The 19,153-nt window shown below is 66.7% G+C and carries 12 protein-coding genes; 1 reads left to right on the forward strand and 11 read right to left on the reverse strand.

Features of this window, described 5'->3' with window-relative positions:
• Nucleotides 1-44: 44 nt before the first annotated feature.
• From addA to ubiE, 10 genes are all read right to left on the reverse strand, one after another.
• Nucleotides 45-3,554 carry a double-strand break repair helicase AddA gene (gene addA, locus AC1RUR_RS18845; protein ID WP_492846613.1) on the reverse strand — a complete coding sequence of 1,170 codons (3,510 nt, stop codon included), beginning with the start codon at nt 3,552-3,554 and terminating at the stop codon, nt 45-47.
• Entirely contained in the window at nt 3,548-6,694 is a 3,147-nt protein-coding gene (gene addB, locus AC1RUR_RS18850; RefSeq protein WP_492846615.1) for a double-strand break repair protein AddB, read from the reverse strand. The genes addA and addB overlap by 7 nt, the downstream gene beginning before the upstream one ends.
• 215 nt (nt 6,695-6,909) lie before the next feature.
• Entirely contained in the window at nt 6,910-7,632 is a 723-nt protein-coding gene (locus tag AC1RUR_RS18855; protein WP_492846617.1) for a nucleotidyltransferase family protein, read from the reverse strand.
• Nucleotides 7,633-7,807: 175 nt separating this feature from the next.
• Complete coding sequence (locus AC1RUR_RS18860) at nt 7,808-8,125, reverse strand: PilZ domain-containing protein (protein ID WP_492846619.1); 318 nt, start codon at nt 8,123-8,125, stop codon at nt 7,808-7,810.
• Nucleotides 8,126-8,212: 87 nt separating this feature from the next.
• The gene (gene tsaE / locus AC1RUR_RS18865) at nt 8,213-9,745 is read right to left on the reverse strand and encodes a tRNA (adenosine(37)-N6)-threonylcarbamoyltransferase complex ATPase subunit type 1 TsaE (RefSeq protein WP_492846621.1); all 1,533 of its coding nucleotides are present in this window, start codon (nt 9,743-9,745) and stop codon (nt 8,213-8,215) included.
• Complete coding sequence (locus AC1RUR_RS18870; RefSeq protein WP_492846623.1) at nt 9,742-12,246, reverse strand: sensor histidine kinase; 2,505 nt, start codon at nt 12,244-12,246, stop codon at nt 9,742-9,744. Before AC1RUR_RS18870 ends, tsaE begins: the two co-directional genes overlap by 4 nt.
• 377 nt (nt 12,247-12,623) lie before the next feature.
• Nucleotides 12,624-13,082, reverse strand: a complete 459-nt coding sequence (gene dut, locus AC1RUR_RS18875) for a dUTP diphosphatase (protein ID WP_492846625.1) — start codon at nt 13,080-13,082, stop codon at nt 12,624-12,626.
• Entirely contained in the window at nt 13,079-14,527 is a 1,449-nt protein-coding gene (coaBC, locus tag AC1RUR_RS18880) for a bifunctional phosphopantothenoylcysteine decarboxylase/phosphopantothenate--cysteine ligase CoaBC (RefSeq protein WP_492846627.1), read from the reverse strand. The genes dut and coaBC overlap by 4 nt, the downstream gene beginning before the upstream one ends.
• 56 nt (nt 14,528-14,583) lie before the next feature.
• On the reverse strand, nt 14,584-16,158 hold the full coding sequence (ubiB, locus tag AC1RUR_RS18885) for a 2-polyprenylphenol 6-hydroxylase (RefSeq protein WP_492846629.1): 1,575 nt from the start codon (nt 16,156-16,158) through the stop codon (nt 14,584-14,586).
• Nucleotides 16,155-16,916, reverse strand: a complete 762-nt coding sequence (gene ubiE, locus AC1RUR_RS18890) for a bifunctional demethylmenaquinone methyltransferase/2-methoxy-6-polyprenyl-1,4-benzoquinol methylase UbiE (protein ID WP_492846631.1) — start codon at nt 16,914-16,916, stop codon at nt 16,155-16,157. Before ubiE ends, ubiB begins: the two co-directional genes overlap by 4 nt.
• A gap of 81 nt (nt 16,917-16,997) precedes the next feature.
• Here ubiE and mutM point away from each other — a divergent pair, with 81 nt between their 5' ends.
• Nucleotides 16,998-17,879 (forward strand): bifunctional DNA-formamidopyrimidine glycosylase/DNA-(apurinic or apyrimidinic site) lyase, encoded by an 882-nt coding sequence (gene mutM / locus AC1RUR_RS18895; protein ID WP_492846633.1) that lies wholly within the window; start codon nt 16,998-17,000, stop codon nt 17,877-17,879.
• A 348-nt stretch (nt 17,880-18,227) separates the two neighbouring features.
• On the opposite strand, the gene AC1RUR_RS18900 is transcribed toward mutM, so the two are convergent.
• Nucleotides 18,228-18,971 (reverse strand): nucleotide-binding protein, encoded by a 744-nt coding sequence (locus AC1RUR_RS18900; protein WP_492846636.1) that lies wholly within the window; start codon nt 18,969-18,971, stop codon nt 18,228-18,230.
• Nucleotides 18,972-19,153 lie beyond the last annotated feature (182 nt).

Consider the following 19,153-nt stretch of genomic DNA (forward strand, 5'->3'; position numbering starts at 1 on the left):
GAATCGGCGCGACGTGGAATCGCGCCCGGGATCATGGCGTCAACCTATGAACGGCCTCTTGCCGGGTCAAGGACGCTCACGCTGACATGAAGGGATGCCAGCGCCGCGTCCAGCGCGGGGGCTGAAATCTCCATATATTCAAGGGCCTCGGTCCAGAGCAGGACGGCCCTGACGGGCTTTTGGGGATAAAGCCGCGCCAGCACCGCCCGGTACAGCGCAAGCTGCCGGACATAGGCCGCCGGCGCCGCGGCCGCGCTTTTCGGCGCCGCCTGGTTGGTCTTGAAATCGACGATCAAAACCTCATCCGGACGAACGACCAGCCGGTCGATCTGCCCCGATACCAGCGCCGGAGGGCGGCCCGGCCGCTCCAGCCTGCCGGCGATGGCGACCTCGGCCCGGCTGCCGGCGGCAAAGACGGGTGCAAAACGCGGCTCGGCGATCAGGGCGAGCACCTTGTCGGCCAGCGCCGTGCGGTCGGCCTCGGTCCAGTCCGCGGCATTGCGCGCCATGAAGCCGAGCGCGGCGTCACGCCGGCGCTCGGTGGCGATGTCGGGGAGGGATTGCAGCAGCCGGTGCACCAGCGTGCCGCGTTGCAGCGCGAGCGCGCGGGACTGGACCGATTCGCCTGTTCGCACGGCGCGGCCTTCCTCCGCCGACTGGCCGGAGGGACGCACCAGATCGTCATCGACAGTCTCGCGTGGCGCGGGCATCCGCAGCCAGTCCGGCAGAGCGACCGTGTGGTCTATCGTCGTCGCCGGCGTCCCCATCGCGGCGACATCCTCCGGCCGGGCGAATCGGGTCACCTTGCCGAGCGGTGTCTCGATCGTCTGCTTGTCGAGGTCTGCGCCGGTGAGCCCGGTGTCGATGAGGTCGTACCAGCTCAGCTTGCGGACCGTTCTCATATTGCCGGGCATGCAGCCGCCGACGATCAGCCGGTCGGCGGCGCGCGTCATCGCGACGTAGAGCAGACGGCGGTATTCATCCTCGGTCTCCTCGATCATGGCCTTGCGGGCGTCGGCGACGGGCTTGGGATCGTCCGCCTTGCGGCCGGCCCAGACCACCACCTCGCCGCCATTGCCGCGCGGCACGTGGATCAGCCGGACCCGCTGCGAGTCCGCGGGCGACGACGTGGTGTCGACCATGAACACGACCGAGGCTTCCAGCCCCTTGGCGCCGTGCACGGTCATCACCCGCACCTCGTCGCGCGAGATCTCCATGTCGCGCTTCACCTCGGTGTCGGCCGAGCGCAGCCAGGCCATGAATCCCTGCAGCGAGGCCGGTGCCTTGCGCTCATAGTTCAGCGCCAGCTCCAGGAATTCGTCGAGCGCGTCGTTGGCCTCGTGGCCGAGCCGGCGCAGGATTCGCGCGCGGCCGCCGTCGCCGCCGAGCAGCCAGGCGTAGAAGGCGAACGGCGTTTCTTCGCGCGACCGCACCTCGCAGGCTTCCAGACGCCGCAACGCCGCCGCGAACTTCTCGCTTGTCCCCGCATGCTCCCCGAGCGCGCGACGCAGCGATCCCTTGCGATCCCAGGCGAGCTTGAACAGATCGTCGTCATCGAGCCCGAACAGCGGGCTCTTCAGCGCCACCGCAAGCGCGAGGTCGTCCTGCGGCAGCAGCAGCGCGTCCGCAAGGTTCATCAGGTCGATGATGCCGATGTGCTCGGTGAGCTTGAGCCGGTCGGCGCCGGCCACCGGAACGCCGGCGTGCTTCAGCGCCTGGATCACGGCGTCGAATGCATTGCCGCGCCGGCGCACCAGGATCAGCATGTCGCCATAGCGCAGCGGACGTCGCTCGCCTTCGTGTCCCGTCAGTGTGCCGCTTTCGACCAGCCGCTTGATCTCGGCCTGGATGCGGCGCGCGAGCTTGACCTCGGGGCTGGTGGCGGCGACGCCGTCGAACGGCGCGCGCCAACCCTCGATGTCCTGCCGGTCGTCGGCCTCCGCGAGATCCCACAGTTCAATCACGCTCGGACCGGCATCGGCGAGCGCGTTGTGCAGGGGATGGCCGATCTCGACCGAATGGATGCTCTTGTAGATCGCGGGGTCTCGGAAGACGTGATCGACCGAGTGCAGGATCGCTGCGCCGGAGCGGAACGAATAGGTGAAGGCTACGGGATCGAATTTCAGCCCGGCGGCGGTGAACTTGCGGTGCAGCTCGCGCCGGCGTGCGTCGAATTCCCGGGGCTGCGCGCCCTGGAACGAGAAGATCGACTGCTTCTCGTCACCGACGGCGAAGACGGTGCGGTTCAGCCCCTCGCGCGCGCCTTCGCCGGCGGTGAACTCCGAAATGATATGCGCGACGATGTCCCATTGCCGCGGGCTGGTGTCCTGGGCCTCGTCGATCAGGACGTGGTCGACGCCGCGGTCGAGCTTGTAATGCACCCAGCCCGAGGAAACGCGGTCGAGCATCGCCAGCGTCTTGTCGATCAGGTCGTCGTAGTCGAGCAGTCCACGCTCCTGCTTCTCGCGCCGATAGTTTGCGGCGGCGGCCGTCGCGATATGCAGGAGAGCCGCGGAGCGATCGCGCATGGTCACGGCACGGCGCTTCTCGACCAATCCGGCGAGGCGGGACGCCTCGTTTTCGAACAGGCGGGCGACGGACGGGTTGTGCTCGCAAAACTTCTTGGTGAGCACCGCCTTGCGCGGCAGCTTTTCGTCGGTGAGGAAGACGGACAGATAGGCATCGACCTGCGCGGCGCCGGAAAACACTTTTGCTTCGCGGAGCCGGCTTGCCTGGTCGTTGTCGGACTTGCTGCCGTCCTCCAGCGCGAAGGCGATGTCGTCCCAGCGCGAGCGCGGCAGGAACGGGCCGTCGAGAATCTCGGTCTCGACGTCCTCGATGCGGTCACTTGCGTCAACGCCCAGCACGGCCGCCATCTGTTCGGTCGCCGCGCTTGCGTTGCCGGCCTCGTCGGTCCAGGCCATGAAGTGATCGCGGCTCAGACAAGCCTCGCGCACGACCTCCTTGAAGGTGACGTCGGCGGCGCTCGCCATCGCGGTCAGCAGCGCGCGGCCGGTGACGCTGTCCGGGTCGCGCGCGGCCTCCAGCAGCACCTTCAGATTGGCGCGCTCCATCATGTCGGTCTGGTCGCGCTCGTCGATGACCGAAAAGCGCGCCGGCACATTGGCCTCGAACGGAAACTGCTGGAGCAGGCGCGTGCACAGCGCGTGGATGGTCTGCACCTTCAATCCGCCGGGCGTCTCCAGCGCGCAGGCGAACAGCTTTCGCGCTTCGCGCCGCAGCTTGGCGCTGGGATGGGGGATGCCGACGGCAACAATGGCCTTCGTGAGCGCATCATCGTCCAGCGTCACCCAATGACCAAGCGTGGTGAACACGCGCTCGGCCATGTTGGCGGCGGCTGCCTTGGTGAAGGTGATGCAGAGGATCTTTTCCGGCGGCACGCCCGAGAGCAGGAGGCGGATCACCCGCTGCACCAGCACATGCGTCTTGCCCGAGCCGGCATTGGCCGACACGAAGGCCGACGCAGTCGGGTCGGACGCGCGCGCCTGTCGCGCACGCACTTCGTCGGGGATGGGACGCGGCGCCTTCACCATTCCTCGATCCCCAGGCCGCCGGCCGCCGACCATTCCTTGATGCGGGCGAGGTCGTCATAGGTGCCGTAGCGGTTGGTCCACATCGGCAGGTTCAGCGAGGTGTAAGCTTGGTTCTCGTCCTCGAAGGCGCGGATCAGCGCTTCCAGCTTGGCACGCGCTTCTGCGGCCGCCGTGTCAGGCGGCTGCGGCTCGTCGCCTTGCCTATATTTGAGCTCGAGGATGCGCTCCTCGCCCGGCGGATTGTTGCCGCTGAGGCGGACATAGACGAGCTGGCTCACGGATGAGCCGGCGTCGATGTCAGGAAAACCGCCCTCGCGCAGGATCGCGGCCTCCAGCGTCAGCTGCGGCGACAGGCCCATGCGGACCTGCTTGCCGGTCGGCGGCTGCCCGGTCTTGTAGTCGAGGATGGCGTAGCCACCGCCCTGGCGCCGCTCGATGCGATCGGCACGCGCGGAGAGAATGAAGCTGCGCGCGTTGTCGAGCCTGATCGAAATCTCGCCGCGGGTCTCCGCGGTGATCGTCTCGACCACGCCGCGCCGCACCGTCTCCCATTCGCCGAACCAGCGGGCGATGCGCTGGAAGCGCGGCCACCACAGCGCGCGCGCTTCGGGGCGCTCCATCAGCGGCGCAAAATGCTTTTCGCCGATCGCGCGCAGCACGCGGGCGGGATCGTCGGGCAGGCGCGTCGCGTAGTTTTCCGTGAATTCGCCGATCGCATCGTGGATCGCGGAGCCGCGGTCGGCGGCCGAGAGCGGCATGTCGACGGGATCGAGCGCATCCAGCCGCAGGATGTGTTTTGCATAGATCGTGTAGGGATCGCGCAGCCAGTCCTCGATCGCGGTCACGGACATTTTCAGCGGCCGCGTCGCGCGCGGCGGCCGTGGCTCGGGCTGCTTGATCGGCCTGACCTCGGCGGGCTGGTCCAGCCTGTCTGCGAACTGCACGTATTTTTCGCCGGCGCGAATGGCTGATTTCCAGAGATCGTCGCCCGCAACCGCCTCGAGCCGATGCAGGAAGCGCGAGGCCACCGCCGGTGCGCCGCCGGCTTTGGCGGAATGGGTGAGGATCACCTCGTCGCCGCCGAGCAGCTGCGCGAAGTCGTGGGCGGAGAGGCCGATACGCCGCTCCGGCAGATCGAGGCCGAGCTCGTGCCGCATCGGCCGGCTCAGCCAGGGATCGATCCGCGGCGCCGGCGGCCAGACGCCTTCGATCAGCCCGCCGATGATGACGCGGTCGGCCTGCATCAGGCGCGATTCCAGCGGGCCGTAGATCTGCAGCCGCGCGCCGGGCTTGTCGCGGCGCCGCACCGCGCGATCGCCGAACGCGGTCTGGAAGACATCGGGGTAATCGGCTAGCTGCACCATCAAGCCGCTGGTCGTGCCGCCGCGCAGCAGGTCGTCGAAGGCGCTGGCGAGCGCGAGGCCCTCGCGCTCCTCGAAGGCGAGCGGGATGCCCTGCTCGTCGCGCGACAGCTCCATCATGATCTCGCGGTGCCGGTGCGCGAGCTCGGCGAAATCATACGGCTTCGACGGCGGCAGGCTCTCGATCGGTGACAGTGCCTTTTGCAAGGCATCGACCAGCGCCTGGATGCGATCGAGGTCTTCGGCCTTCAGACGCGCGCGCGGCTCCGCACGATGCAGCGCGGAGACCTCGCTGCGCCACAGCTTTGCCAGCTCCTCGCGAAAGCGGTTGAATTCACGCAACAGTCCTGCCGTGCCCGCGGGTGGGCGCGTGCCGCGCAAGACGGCGAGCTCGAGATCTTCGATCGCCGCCTTCCACGCGCCGGGCGCGCGGCCGAGCCGGCACAGCGGATGCTTCAGCATCGCCAGCAGCGTCGGCGGCTCCAATCCCTTGGTCGCAGCCTCCGCTGTCAGTCGCGCAAAGACGCCGGCGGATGTCTCCATCAGGACGTCGCCGCCGGAATCGTCGAAGGCAAGATCCCATCGGGTCAGCGCAGCCATCACCCGCCGCGCCAGTGCGCGGTCGGGCGTCACCAGTGCGGCCGATTTGTCGAGATGCCGCGCCTCGCACATCGCAATCGCGATCGCCAGCGCCTCCATTTCAGGGTTGGGGGCTTCGACGACCGCGAGGTTCTTCATGCCGCCGGCGATTCTTGCCGCGACATCCGGCTGCTTCAGCCGGTCGTGCCAGACTTCGGTTTTCGCCGACGGCCGCATCGATTCGGAGGCGAGCAGGTCGCGGCCGCCCTCTGCCGGTGGCTGGAGGATCTCGACGTCGCTGCGCTTGATGCCGAAACGATCCAATAGCGCGTGCATGGCATATTGCGGATGGTTGGACGCCGGGTGCTCGACGAATGTGCCGAGCGAATCGCGCACCCCGCCGATGCTGCGCCAGGCATCGTCGTCGAGATCGGTGTCGAGGCCCGGCAGCACCACCGCGCCATGCGGGAGCGATGCGACCGCATGCAGGAATTTTGCGGTGGCCGGCATCGAGCCGGTCGAGCCGGCCGCGATCACGGGGCCATGGGGATGCGCGGTCAGCCGTCTTGCTTCAGCTGCGATCAGCAGGTCGCGCCGCGCGGCGGGCTCGATCCGGTTGATCTCGGCGAGATGACCGGGCCAGGCGATGCGCGCGATGCGCAGGAATTCGAGCGAGTGCTGCCAATAGCGGTCGAGCATGTCTGGCACCAGGCCGTCGAGCGCGCTCCAGTCGACGCCGCGCGTCACCATGTCGTCGATCAGGCGCGCGAGATCGCCGGCCAGCGCCAGCGTCGAGGCGGGGCCGCCGACCACCAGCGGCGACAGCACCGGGCCCTTGGCCCAGGCCGCGACCAGTTGTGCCAGCGTCAGCCGCCGCTCGAGCTCGCCGAGCCGGGGCGGAATGTCGAGCGGCGTTGCGCCCGAAAACTGCTCGCCTTCGTCGGCGAAGGCGAGCTCGTCCTCGTCGATGTCGCCGAGCGCGACGATGCGCGGCAGCACCACCGCGTCCGCCTTCATCTCGTCGAGGAAGATCTCGCGGACGACGCGCATGGCGCGCCGGGTCGGCAGGTACAGCGTGGCATCGGCCAGCCGCGCCGGCTCCTTGCGCGCCTCGAAACCCTCGACCAGCCGTCCTTCGAGCAGGGCCGTGACGACACTGCGCAGGAACGGAACTGAGATGGGAACGCTGAGAACGCGCATGGGCCGCCTGATTCGAGGGATCAGGCGCCAATATAGGGAGGCGGATTCAAATGGATATGGGTGGGGGGAGATAGTCCCCGCTGTTCGCGAGGTTCGGCGAGGTGCCGTAGGGTGGGCAAAGCGAAGCGTGCCCACGCATTTTTGCGATCGAGAGATGGTGGGCACGGCGCAAGGGCGCCTTTGCCCACCCTACGGGACCGTCGTCGAGGCTGGCCCTACGCCACGCTCTCCAGAAACGCCTCTTCGGCGGCATGCACGGCATCGGGCGTGCCGACATGCATCCAGACGCCGTCGAGGCGCAGGCCGAACAGGCGCTCCTGCTCGTTGGCGCGGTCGAACATCTTTGTCAGCGAGAACTCGCCGGTCGGTGCGTCTGCGAAGATCGAGGGCGACAGGATCGCAGCGCCCGCATAGACGAACGGGACGACCTCTTTTTCCTTGCGCTTGCGCAAGGCGCCGTCGGGCAGCATGCCGTAATCGCCGCGGCCGCTATAGCCGATGCTGGTCGCCGTCGGCGCCATCAGCAGCAGGATGTCCATGCGCTCAGGGTCGAAGTTTTCGGCAAGCCGCGCCAGGTTGGAACGCACGCCGTCGATCCACAGCGTGTCGGAATTGACGTGGAAGAACGGCGCGTCGCCGAGCAGCGGCAGCGCCTTGACCACGCCGCCGCCGGTGCCGAGCACCTGGTCGCGCTCGTCTGAGATCGTCACGCGCGGTTGCTGGCGCGATGCGACGTGATCGATGATCTGGTCCGGCAGGTAATGCACATTGACCACGGCCTCGGTCACGCCGGCCTGGCCGAGCTTGTCGAGCACGTGGTCGAGCAGCGGCTGGCCCGCCACCGGCACCATCGGCTTCGGCATCTTGTCCGTCAACGGACGCATGCGCAGGCCGAAACCTGCGGCGAGCACCATGGCTTTGGTCGGTTTGACGGACATCGTTTGCTTTCTCAGGCTCGTCTTTCTCAGCCTCGTGGACTCAGAACCATTGGAATTACGCTTCTTACCCGTGGAATTCGCGTTCGCAGCAATCCTAGCACGGGACTCGATCCGCCGCACCGCATCTCAACCGCCTTAACCACCTGCCGTGACGGTTGTACGACGGGTGTGGCCGTTACGCCCCGACGGCGGTGGAACGCACTTTTTTCTTCTTGTCGCCGAGCTTGAGGAAATTGACGCCGATCTGGTCTCCATTGACCCAGGCCAGCTCGCAGCGCCGGTACGCAAGTCCCGTCGACGATAGTAAAAGAAAAAATTCCTTCAGATGCAGGCCTTCGACCGAACCGTCGATGGTCAGCTTGGCGCCGCTCTCGGAGACGTCCTCCATGGTGCACTCGCGCCGCCAGGTGCCGTCAATCCCCATCATCTGGGCCGGAATCCCGCGTTCGAAAACAACCCGGCTGTTGCCGCGCTGGTCCGTCTTTACCGCCATCTGTCCCGCTCCAGCCCCGTAGTGATCCGGCTGCCTCGCCGCCAGAATACCGACGTCTTGGCTAACAGCCGGTAAATCGACCGGGAATCAGCCCTGGCGGAGCCCTTGGGGCGGCGGGACGTTGGCGAGATACCAGTCGCGCAAATCGGCGAGCGCGGGATGCGCCAGCGAACGCTGGAGATAGGTCCAGATCCGTGGCTGGTGGCGCAGGTAATGCGGCTTGCCGTCGCGGCGGTTGAGCCGCGCGAAGGTGCCGAGCAGACGGGTGTTCCGCTGCGCCGACATGATGGCGTAGAGCTCGGCGAAGCCGGCCGGATCGAAGCTCGCATCATCGGCACGCCGCGCCTTGATGTAGCGCGACAACAGCGTCAGCTCGAGATTCTCGGGCACGTCGATGCGGGCGTCCTGGAGCAGCGACACCACGTCGTAGGATTGTGGCCCCAGCACGGTGTCCTGGAAATCGATCACGCCGACGCGTTGGATGTTGTCGCGGTCAGCGAGCCAGATCAAGTTCGGAGAGTGATAGTCGCGGATGATCCAGGTCTTCGGCGCCGCAAGCGGCTTCTTCAGCAGCTCGCGCCACATCGCGAAAAATTCCGCGCGCTTTTCGTCGCTCAGCGGGGCGCCGCGATCGGGCAGATACCATTCCGGCATCAAGCCGATTTCGATCAGCATCGCCTCGATGTCGAAGACGGGGATGTCGTAGGTCTGATCCGGCAGCCGCAGCGTCTCCGGCAATGTTCTTCTGTGCAGCACGGCCAGCACGTCGGTGGCAGCTTCGTAACGTTCGACGATCGGGCGCGGCGGATCGCCTTCGATCACGCCCTCGCTGCCGAAATCCTCGGAGATCAGGAAGCCGTGGTCGAGATCGTAATGGTGGATCGCCGGCGCCGAGACGCCCGCCACGCGCAGGGCTTCGTCGACGGCAACGAACGGCTTGATGTTCTCGGCAAGATGCACCGCGGCGCTGTAGGACTTGCCGTTGTAGATCGCCGCGCCATCGGGACGCTGCGGCGAGTTCATCAGGATGACGACGCCGTCGTCGCGCAGCAGCCGCGCGTAGGAGCGCGTGGAGGCATCGCCCGCCATGCGCTTGCGCGTTGCATCCATGTAGCCGGATGCATCGAGGAATTCGCGCAGCGCCTTCAGCCGCGCGACGGTGGCGGCGCTCTTGCCGTAACCGGTGATGTCGGCGGCGCGCGCATTCGAGCCCAGCGCCGGCCGATGCGTCAGCGCGATGTCGATGCGGTCCTGCGGCATCGCCGACGGCGCACGCTCCGGCCATTCGATCAGGACGAGGGTTGCGTCCGGCAGCGGCGACAGCCCGATCTCCTCGAGCTCGCTTTCGTCCTCGACGCGGTAGAGATCGGCATGCATCACCGCAAACGGCGGCAGCTCATAGCCCTGCACCAGGGTGAAGGTCGGGCTCGGCACCTCCAGCGTCTCGTCGCCGGCGAGGTAGCGGATCAGGCTGCGGGCCGCCGCGGTCTTGCCGGCGCCGAGATCGCCGGTGAGCGTGATGACGTCGCCCGGCCCGACCAGCAGCGCCAGATCGGCCATCAGTTGCGCAGTCGCCGTCTCGTTGTGGAGCGCGACGGAGAATGTGGTTGGCGCAGTCATTCGGCGGCGTCGCGATGCGCCGCCCGGTCGGTCGGGAAGTCGCAGATCACGACCGTGCCCCTGCCCACGATCGAATCCACCCGCACCTTGCCGCCATGCAGCTCGACGAAGGAGCGGACCAGCGACAGGCCGAGGCCGGCGCCGCGGTGACGCGACCCCTGCGAGCGGCTTTCGAACCAGTTGAACACCTTGTCCTTCATGTCGGCGGGTATTCCAGGCCCGGAATCTGTCACGGTGAAGACCACACTGTGCTCGGTGCGGCGCGCGCTGATGCCGACGGTGGAATCCTGTGGAGAAAACCCGACGGCGTTGGCGAGAAGGTTATAGAGCACCTGCACCACGCGCTTCTCGTCGCCGATGAAGCTGCCGATATCGGGTGCGATCTCGACCTTGAGACGGATACGGTCGGTGGCGAGCCGGTCCTGGATTCCTTCCGCGGCCAGCTCGATGGTCTTGCTGACGTCCACGGGGCCGAGCTCCAGCTTCATCGCGCCGGCGTCGATGGTGGCGAGATCGAGAATGTTGTTGGTCAGCGCCAGCAGCGCATTGGTCGATTTGGTGACGTAGTCGAGATATTCGGCCTGTTTCGGCGTCAGCGGTCCGGTCGAGGGGTCGCTGAGGAAATGCGCGAAGCCGATGATGGTGGTGAGCGGCGAGCGCAGCTCGTAGGAGACGTGGTGGACGAAATCCACCTTCATCTGGTCGGCGGTCTCCAGCGCCTCGTTGCGCTCGCGCAGCGCGCGCTCGACGTTCTCGGTGTCGGTGATGTCCTGGAACGTCAGCATGGTGGCGCCGTCATGCAGCGGCCGGATCATGCCGTCGAGCACGCTGCCGTCCTTGCGCTCAAGCTTCAGCGGCACGTCGGCGCGGCTCTCGATCGAGGTGACGGCCTCGCGGATCTGCCGCCAGACCACGGGGTCGTCGAACAGCTGGTGGCACCAGCCTTCGACGGTCTGGATATGCGGCTCGTCGCGCATCGCGTCGGCAGACAGCTTCCACATCCGGACGAAGGCCGGGTTGAACAGCTGCGCCTTGCCGTTGCTGCCGAACACCGCGACGCCCTCGGCGAGGCTGTCCAGCGTCTCGCGCTGGACGCGGATCATGCCGTCGAAGCGGCGGGCAAGCTCGAGGCTCTCGGTGACGTCGTCGAACAGATAGGTGACGCCGCCCTCCGGATTCGGCGTGGTGACGACCGAGAGGGCGCGGCCGTCGGGCAGATACCAGGTGTCTTTCGCCGCTTCGACCGCACGATAAGCCTCGTGCAGCTTGGCCTTCCAGGCGCGGAAGTCGGGCTGCTCCGGCAGTTTTCGCGCGGCACGGAGCTGGTCCAGCACGCTGGAATCATCGGGATTGGCGTCGAGGAAGGTGCGGTCGAGGTCCCAGAGCCGGCGGTAGGAATCATTGTAGAAGGCGAGGCGCCGCTGGCCGTCGAACACGGCGACGCCCGAGGAGAGCTGGTCGAGCGTGCGGCGATGCGCCTCCGCCATCCGCACCAGCGCCGAGCTCAGCGCATCCGCCTCGCTGGCATCGATCGCGACGCCGACGCTGCTGCTGCCGACATTGACGGCGCGCACATCGTAGATGCGCCGCTCGCCGCCGATCACGATCGGCAGCCGCGAGGCGAAACTGGCGGTGTCCTTCAGTCCCCGCTCCATCGCGTTGCGGTCGGCGCTGTCGAGCAGCTCGAGCTTGCGCTCCTGGGCGTCGCTGACGCTCGCGGCCTCGGTCGCACGGACATAGGCCGGGTTGGCGAACGTCAGCGCGCCGTTCTCTCCCTTGGCCCAGATCGGCCAGGGTGCGGCGGCGGCGAAGCCGCGCAGCATCTCGGTCTCGTCGAGCAGGGCCTTGTGGCGCAGGCTGGTCTCGGCCAGTTCGCGCCGCAGGCCCGAGAGTTCGCGAATCCTGACAATGGCCTGGCCGCCGATGGCGCGGCCAATGGCTTCCAGCGTGTGGCCGTTGGCTGTGGTCAGCGTCAGCTGGAACCCGTCGCCGCGGTCGCGCAGCGCATCCACAGCGTGGTCCATCTGCAGCGCGGGCTCCGGCGGCAGCCAGGTTCCGAACGCCAGCACGCGCTGCGGGGAGGAGTCGCGCGGCAGCACCATCGAGGTGTCGCCGGAAATCTGCGCGCGATTGTCGCCGGCCGGCCAGGAGATCAGGATCTGCGGCTCGGCAAACAGCAGGGCGCCGAAGCGGTCGGCCTGGAGTTGCAGTTCCCCGATCCGCGCGCGCAGCCGCGCCTCGTTCTTCGCCGTGCGTACGCGCGTGCGCATCAACAGGATGGCGGCCACGACCGAGAAGCCGAGCAGCGCCAGCGCGGTGGCGAGCACCGCGAGTTCCTGCCGGTTGAAGTCCAGCAATATCGAGAGTGTGTCGACGAAGTCGGCGGCCTCAGCCGGCGCAGCCGGCAGCAACGCCGCGAGAGCGCTCCCGATCAGGCCGTTGCGCACGAGCGATGAGCACGATAGCAGCGTCCGACGCATCGACACGATCACGCCTGACATAGTTGCCCCAAGACCGCACGAATTTACGCGCGGCGACCCCCGTCGTGCGCGAATCAAGAGACAATACCCTCACCGTGACTCCACCGGTAAGAGTCCAGATCGTGAACGCAAAGGCCGCCCCAAAAAAATGCCGGGTGCGCCGTTCCAGGCTCACGTAGTTCTTCGGATGATTCGGCTGAAATTGTCGTGCGTTAGCGCGATGAATATTGGGCGAGTCGTTCCCGCGAAGCAGATGCGCTCCCTCCCCCGCTTGCGGGGGAGGGCTGGGGAGAGGGTGTTTCCCCAGCGGGACACCCCCCAGAGGAGAGAACCCTCACCCGGCGCTTCGCGCCGACCTCTCCCGCAAGCGGGAGAGGTGCATCCAACTCACGGCGCGGCTAGCGGCCGGTCGAGCCGAAGCCGCCGGCGCCGCGATCAGTCGTCGACAAGGTCGCCACGGGAACCAGCGCGGCCTGAACCACGGGCGCGATGACCATCTGCGCGATCCGCTCGCCGCGCTTGATCACGAACGGGGCCGCGCCGTGGTTGATCAGGATCACCTTGATCTCGCCGCGGTAGTCCGCATCGACGGTTCCCGGCGAGTTCAGCACGGTGATGCCGTGCTTGGCGGCCAGTCCCGAGCGCGGCCGCACCTGCGCCTCGTGCCCGGGCGGCAACGCGATCGCAAGGCCGGTCGGCACCAGCGCATACTGGCCGGGCGCAAGCGTCAGCGGCTCGCTGTCGGGAACCGCGGCCATCAGGTCGAGGCCGGCGGCCTCCGCGGTCTGATAGGCCGGCAGCGGCAAGCCTTCGGCGTGGGCCAATTGCTGCAATTCGACGGTGACCTTCGTGCTCAAGATGCGGACTCCAGGGATTTGCCGGTCACGCCCTTTGCGATGTGCGCGACCAGTTCGGTGGCGACCTGTTCCTTGGTCATCACCGGCCAGGAATCAACAATGATCTCGCCGTTCTTCTCAGCATTCTTGCTGATGAGGTGGACGGTGTTGCGGTCACCGCCCATCACGCCGGTCGCCGGCGAGACGTCGTTGGCGACGATCCAGTCGCAGCCCTTGCGGGCGAGCTTGGTCTTGGCGTTGTCGATGAGATGCTCGGTCTCGGCGGCAAAGCCGATCACCAGCGGCGGGCGCCTGTCGGTCAGTTTTGAGATCGTGGCGAGGATGTCGGGATTTTCCACGAGTTGAAGCGGCGGCATGCTGCCTGCGGTCTTCTTCAGCTTCTGCTCGCCCTCGTTGGCGACACGCCAGTCGGCGACTGCGGCGGCGAAGATCGCGATGTCGGCGGGAAGCGCCGCCTGCACCTGCTCCAGCATCTGCCGCGCGGATTCCACATGCTTGACGGTGACGCCGGCGGGATCGTCGAGATCGACCGGGCCGCTCACCAAAATCACCTCGGCGCCAGCCGCTTGCGCAGCCGCGGCGATGGCAAAACCCTGCTTGCCGGAGGAGCGGTTGGCGATGTAGCGCACCGGATCGATCGGCTCATGGGTCGGACCTGCGGTGATCAGCACGCGCTTGCCGGCAAGCGGGCGCGGCACCGGCGGCCGCAGCAGGCGCTCGGTGGCGGTGGCGATCTCGATGGCCTCGGACATGCGGCCGACACCGGCTTCGCCCGCCTCCGCCATCTCGCCGGAGTTCGGCCCGATCAGCACCACGCCGTCGCGCTGAAGCTGCGCGACGTTGCGTCGGGTCGCCGCATTGTTCCACATCAGCGGATTCATCGCCGGCGCCAGCAGGATCTTGCGGTTGGTCGCGAGCAGGATGGCGCTGGCGAGATCGTCGGCATGGCCGTTCGCCATCTTCGCCATCAGATCGGCGGTCGCCGGCGCCACCACGATCAGATCGCAGTCGCGCGCGAGCCTGATATGGCCGGCGTCGAACTCGCTCTGGGGATCGAACAAATCCGTGTAGACGCGCTCATGGGAGAGGGCGCTGACCGAGAGCGGTGTGACGAATTGCTCCGCCGCCTTGGTCAGCACGCAGCGTACCTCGATGCGCCGCTCCTTCAGCCTCCGGATCAGGTCGAGCGACTTGAAGGCCGCGATCCCGCCGCCGATGATCAGGGTGACGCTGGCCTCGGGGAGGGCGCCGGTGCGCTGGGGCGTGGGGGCGGTGGATGCCGCGGGCGGCACCGCAAACGGCGTCAGCGGCTCCTCGCGGCCCTCGATCAGCTCCCGCAGGATGACCCGGACCTCTTCCTCGACCGACCTGTGGTTCTTGGCCGACCGCAGCCGCAGATAGGTTTTGACGTGTTCGTCGAGCTTACGGATGGTCAGGCTCGCCATGTCGCCCTCCAGCACGGAATGATAGCGATGCTATCAATCAGGTGATTGCATTGCAATCATAGATTCCGGACGGCGATCAGGATGCCGATGAAGGTCGCGGCGATGATCCAGAGCGCCACCGTGCGCCAGCGGTTCTTGCGACCCTCGCTGCGGCCCATCGCCGCGATGCTCTCCGGCGACAGCCGGATGCCGTCCCGGGTCATGGCTTCGAGCTGTTCGAGCACGGCGACCGAGCGCTGGGCGATGTCGGGCAGCCGCATCAGCACGCGGGCGAGATCGCCGCCGCCGGCAAGCGCGCCCTGCACCCGGCCGATCGGTCCGAGATTGCGCTCGATCCATTCGCGCACCACGGGGTCGGCGACCTTCCAGATGTCGAGCTTGGGATCGAAGCCGCGCGCCACGCCTTCGACCACCACCATGGTCTTCTGGAGCAGGATCAGCTCGGGCCGCGTCGTCATGTCGAACAGGCCGGTGACCTCGAGCAGCAGCGTCAGCAGCCGTGCCATCGAGATCTCCTCGGCGGTGCGGTTGTGGATCGGCTCGCCGATGGCGCGGATCGCTTGCGCGAAATTCTCGACCGAATGATGCGCAGGCACGTAGCCCGCCTCGAAATGCACTTCCGCCACGCGGCGATAGTCGCGGGTGATGAAGCCGAGCAGGATTTCGGCGAGGAAGCGCCGTTCCTTCATCCCGAGCCGGCCCATGATGCCGAAATCGACCGCGACCAGACGGCCGGCATCGTCCAGGAACAAATTGCCCGGATGCATGTCGGCATGGAAGAAACCGTCGCGCAGCGCGTGGCGCAGAAAACTCTGGATCACCTTGCGGCCGAGATCGGGCAGGTCGACCTGGGCCTCTTCCAGGCGCTTGTGATCGTTCAGCGCGATGCCGTCGATCCACTCCATCGTCAGCACGTTGTGCGTGGTGCGGTCCCAGTCGACGGTCGGCACGCGGAAATCAGGATCGCCGCTTGTGTTCTCCGCCATCTCCGACAGCGCGGCTGCCTCCAGCCGCAGGTCCATCTCCATCGCGACCGAGCGCGACATGGTGTTGATGACCTCGATGAGACGCAGCCGCCGCGCCTCGGACGAATGGGCTTCGGCCTTGTGGGCGACGAAGAAGAAATCGGAGAGGTCGCGGCGGAAGCGCGAGGCGACGTTGGGCCGCAGCACCTTCACGGCGACCGCCTTGCGGATGCCGTCGTGCAGCACTTCGCCGCGATGCACTTGTGCGATCGAGGCGGCCGCAACCGGCGGACCCAGCTTGGCGAACACGTCCGTCAGCGGACGCTCAAGCGAGGTCGCGATCGCAGCTTCCGCTTCGGCTTGCGAAAACGGCGGCAGGCGATCCTGGAGGCTTTCCAGATCGCGCGCCATGATGACGCCGACGACGTCGGGGCGGGTGGCCAGAAACTGCCCGAGCTTGAGATAGGCCGGGCCCATCCGGGTCAGCGCGCGCGACAGCCGCGGTCCGTGCTTTGGACCGCGCCGTTCGACGATGCGCGCAAGCTTCAGCGCGAGCTGCCCGGGCGGCGGCACCAGGCTCGGATCGACCGAGCCGAACACGCCCTCGCGCGCGAATACGAACGCAGCGCGCATCAGGCGCGCAGTGTGAGTGATGGCAGAAATCACAAACGCCAGCCCGAATGCAGTGCGACGATGCCGCCGGAGAGTATCTGCCAGTTCACGCGGGAAAAGCCGGCCTCGCGGATCATGTCGGCGAAGGCGCCCGGCTTTGGAAACTTGCGGATCGATTCGACGAGATATTGGTAGGACTCGGCGTCGCCCGTGATCATGCGGCCGAGCGGCGGGATCACCTTGAACGAAAACAAATCATAGATCCGGTCCAGCCCGGGCATCTCGACGGTCGAGAATTCCAGGCACAGGAAACGGCTGCCGGGCTTCAGCACGCGATAGGCCTCGCGCAGCGCGAGGTCGATCTGCGGCACGTTGCGAATGCCGAAAGCGATCGTATATGCGTCGAAGCTGCGGTCGGCGAAGCCAAGCGCTTCGGCATTGCCTTCGACGAAATCGACCTGGGTCTCCAGATGGCGCTTGGCGGCGCGCTCGCGGCCCACGGCGAGCATGTCGGAATTGATGTCGCAGACCGTGGCATGGAAGCCGGGGCCTGCCGCTTTTGCAGCCCGGAACGAAATGTCGCCGGTGCCGCCGGCAACGTCGAGCAACGCGAAGGGACGGTCGCCCTTGGGCGGGTTGAGGGCGTTGATCATGATGTCCTTCCAGACCCGGTGCAGGCCGCCGGACATCAAATCGTTCATCAAGTCATAGCGCGACGCCACGCTGTGAAACACATCGTTCACCAGCGTCTGTTTGTCCCCCAGGGGGACGTCTTTGAAGCCAAAATGCGTGGTTTCGCCCGGCCGATCCATTACTCTACTCCACAGGGCGGACCATAGCGCGCCCGCCGCAATGGCGCTATCACACCGCCCTCATAAGGTGAATGCCTGACCATGCCTGAATTGCCCGAAGTCGAGACCGTCCGCCGCGGCCTTCAGCCCGTCATGGAGGGTGCGAAAATCCTCGTTGCCGAGGCCCGCAGGCCCGATCTGCGTTTTCCGTTCCAGCCGGATTTCGTGGCCCGGCTCCAGGGGCAGGTCGTCACGGGGCTCGGCCGCCGTGCAAAATATCTCATGGCCGATCTCGGCTCCGGCGACGTGCTCCTGATGCATCTGGGCATGTCCGGCTCGTTCCGCGTCATCAAGCCGGACAACGAGGCGGCACCGGGCGAGTTTCATTATCCCAGGGCTAAGGACTCCACGCACGATCACGTGCTGTTTCGGATGTCCTCGGGCGCCGACATCGTCTTCAACGATCCGCGCCGCTTCGGTTACATGAAAGTGATCGCGCGCAATGCGCTCGAGGATGAGCCGCTGCTCCGCGATCTCGGCCCCGAGCCGCTTGGCAACGAATTCGATGCTGTGATGCTGGCGCGCTCCTGCGAAGGCAAGATGACCAGCCTGAAGGCCGCGCTACTCGACCAGCGCGTGGTGGCGGGGCTCGGCAACATCTACGTCTGCGAGGCCCTGCATCGCTCGCATCTGTCGCCGCGCCGGATCGCCGCGACGCTGTCGACCAAAAAGAGCGAGCCCACCGATCACGCCAAGCGGTTGGTCGGTGCGATCCACACCGTGCTGAACGACGCCATCAAGGCCGGCGGCTCGTCACTGCGCGACCATCGCCAGACCTCGGGCGAGCTCGGCTATTTCCAGCACTCGTTCAAGGTCTATGACCGCGAAGGCGAGACCTGCAAGACGCCGAAGTGCGGCGGCACGGTAAAACGCTTCACCCAGAACGGGCGGTCGACCTTCTGGTGCCCGAAATGTCAGAAATGAGATCGGGTAGCTATCTCCACCCGTCATTGCGAGCGCAGCGAAGCAATCCAGAATCTGTCCGCGGAGGGACTCTGGATTGCTTCGCTGCGCTCGCAATGACGGGGATAGAGCGCCGTTGCTCGCGAACAGCCGTTTTGCCTGACAAGTCAGGCGTCTGCGCGCCGTCGCCGCGATAACCCGGCTGAACGCGGTTCTACTGTGCATGGGGTTGTTTTCGACATTTTGTGCGAGGGCGTCATCGCCAAAATGCGAAGCGAAGCAATCCGGCCGGGCTGGTGGCCGGATTGCTTCGTCGCTGGGCCCTTCCGGATGGTGAAGGGCCGGCTGCCGTCTGAGCGATCGCCCCGCTCAGGACGCCAGTGTCGTGGTCTCGTCCGCCGCAAGCTCGGTGGCGGCATGCAGCATGCCGTCCGCCGCCGAGATGACCTGGTCGATCAGGACATTGGTCGCGGCGCTGAGCTCGAGCCGGGTCTCGATCCACTGCCAGAGGCCGCGGATCTCGTCGGCCGACTTGCCGTTCGGCGCGAACTCGCTGACGGCGAGGCCGCTGGCGAGCGAGTCCTGGTGGTCGTTGCGCATCACGATCAGGGGGCGGGCGAGCACGTCGGCGAGATCGAGCGCGGCTTCCTCGGCGAGCGTGTTGGCAGCGTTGTCGATGCGCTGGCCGCGGATCGGCGTCTGATTCAGCACGAAGCTGTAGGACCGCTTCCAGGCGCGCGCGACGCTGAGCGTTGAGGCGGTGGCCTCGATGTCGGCGACGCTCGGGCGGGCCGGGATCAGGCAGAGATCGGAATGACGGATCGCGGCGGTGGTGGCGGCGGACAGGCCGGCCGCGGTGTCGACGATCGCGAGCTGGAGGCCGCTGTCGGCGAGCATCTTCAGCCGAGGCTGGATATCGGCGGCGTGATAGATCGGCTCGACGACGACGTCGTCATTGTTGCGGCGGCGCTGCCAGTTGGAGAGGGTGCCCTGCGGGTCGGTCTCGATCAGGCGGACGGTGAAGCCGGCCTGCTTGGCTGCCAGCGCAAGGCCGATGGCGAGCGTGCTCTTGCCACTGCCGCCCTTTTGGGTGGCCAGTACGATCGTGTGCATCTGAAGATCAATCCTTTGGAGTGCTTGGGTCAGGAATACGCCACGCGAACGTGCATCGCTTCTGGATGCTGAGCTCTTCTCGCTCAGGACGTGCCGGCCCGATCCAAAGGGGATCGCGGAGGTCCGAATCAACGGTAACGATGATGTCAGAATCAGGAATGCCAGCTAATCCGTACCATTAC

The organism is Bradyrhizobium sp. GW821-FHT12B03, from assembly GCF_058807535.1.

What these genes read in the sequence shown, in the direction of transcription:
- addB (WP_492846615.1), bottom strand. Translation starts at nt 6,694, where the DNA reads ATGCGCGTTCTCAGCGTTCCCATCTCAGTTCCGTTCCTGCGCAGTGTC.
- AC1RUR_RS18855 (WP_492846617.1), bottom strand. Translation starts at nt 7,632, where the DNA reads ATGTCCGTCAAACCGACCAAAGCCATGGTGCTCGCCGCAGGTTTCGGC.
- mutM (WP_492846633.1), top strand. Translation starts at nt 16,998, where the DNA reads ATGCCTGAATTGCCCGAAGTCGAGACCGTCCGCCGCGGCCTTCAGCCC.
- AC1RUR_RS18870 (WP_492846623.1), bottom strand. Translation starts at nt 12,246, where the DNA reads ATGTCAGGCGTGATCGTGTCGATGCGTCGGACGCTGCTATCGTGCTCA.
- ubiE (WP_492846631.1), bottom strand. Translation starts at nt 16,916, where the DNA reads ATGGATCGGCCGGGCGAAACCACGCATTTTGGCTTCAAAGACGTCCCC.
- coaBC (WP_492846627.1), bottom strand. Translation starts at nt 14,527, where the DNA reads ATGGCGAGCCTGACCATCCGTAAGCTCGACGAACACGTCAAAACCTAT.
- AC1RUR_RS18860 (WP_492846619.1), bottom strand. Translation starts at nt 8,125, where the DNA reads ATGGCGGTAAAGACGGACCAGCGCGGCAACAGCCGGGTTGTTTTCGAA.
- tsaE (WP_492846621.1), bottom strand. Translation starts at nt 9,745, where the DNA reads ATGACTGCGCCAACCACATTCTCCGTCGCGCTCCACAACGAGACGGCG.
- AC1RUR_RS18900 (WP_492846636.1), bottom strand. Translation starts at nt 18,971, where the DNA reads ATGCACACGATCGTACTGGCCACCCAAAAGGGCGGCAGTGGCAAGAGC.
- addA (WP_492846613.1), bottom strand. Translation starts at nt 3,554, where the DNA reads ATGGTGAAGGCGCCGCGTCCCATCCCCGACGAAGTGCGTGCGCGACAG.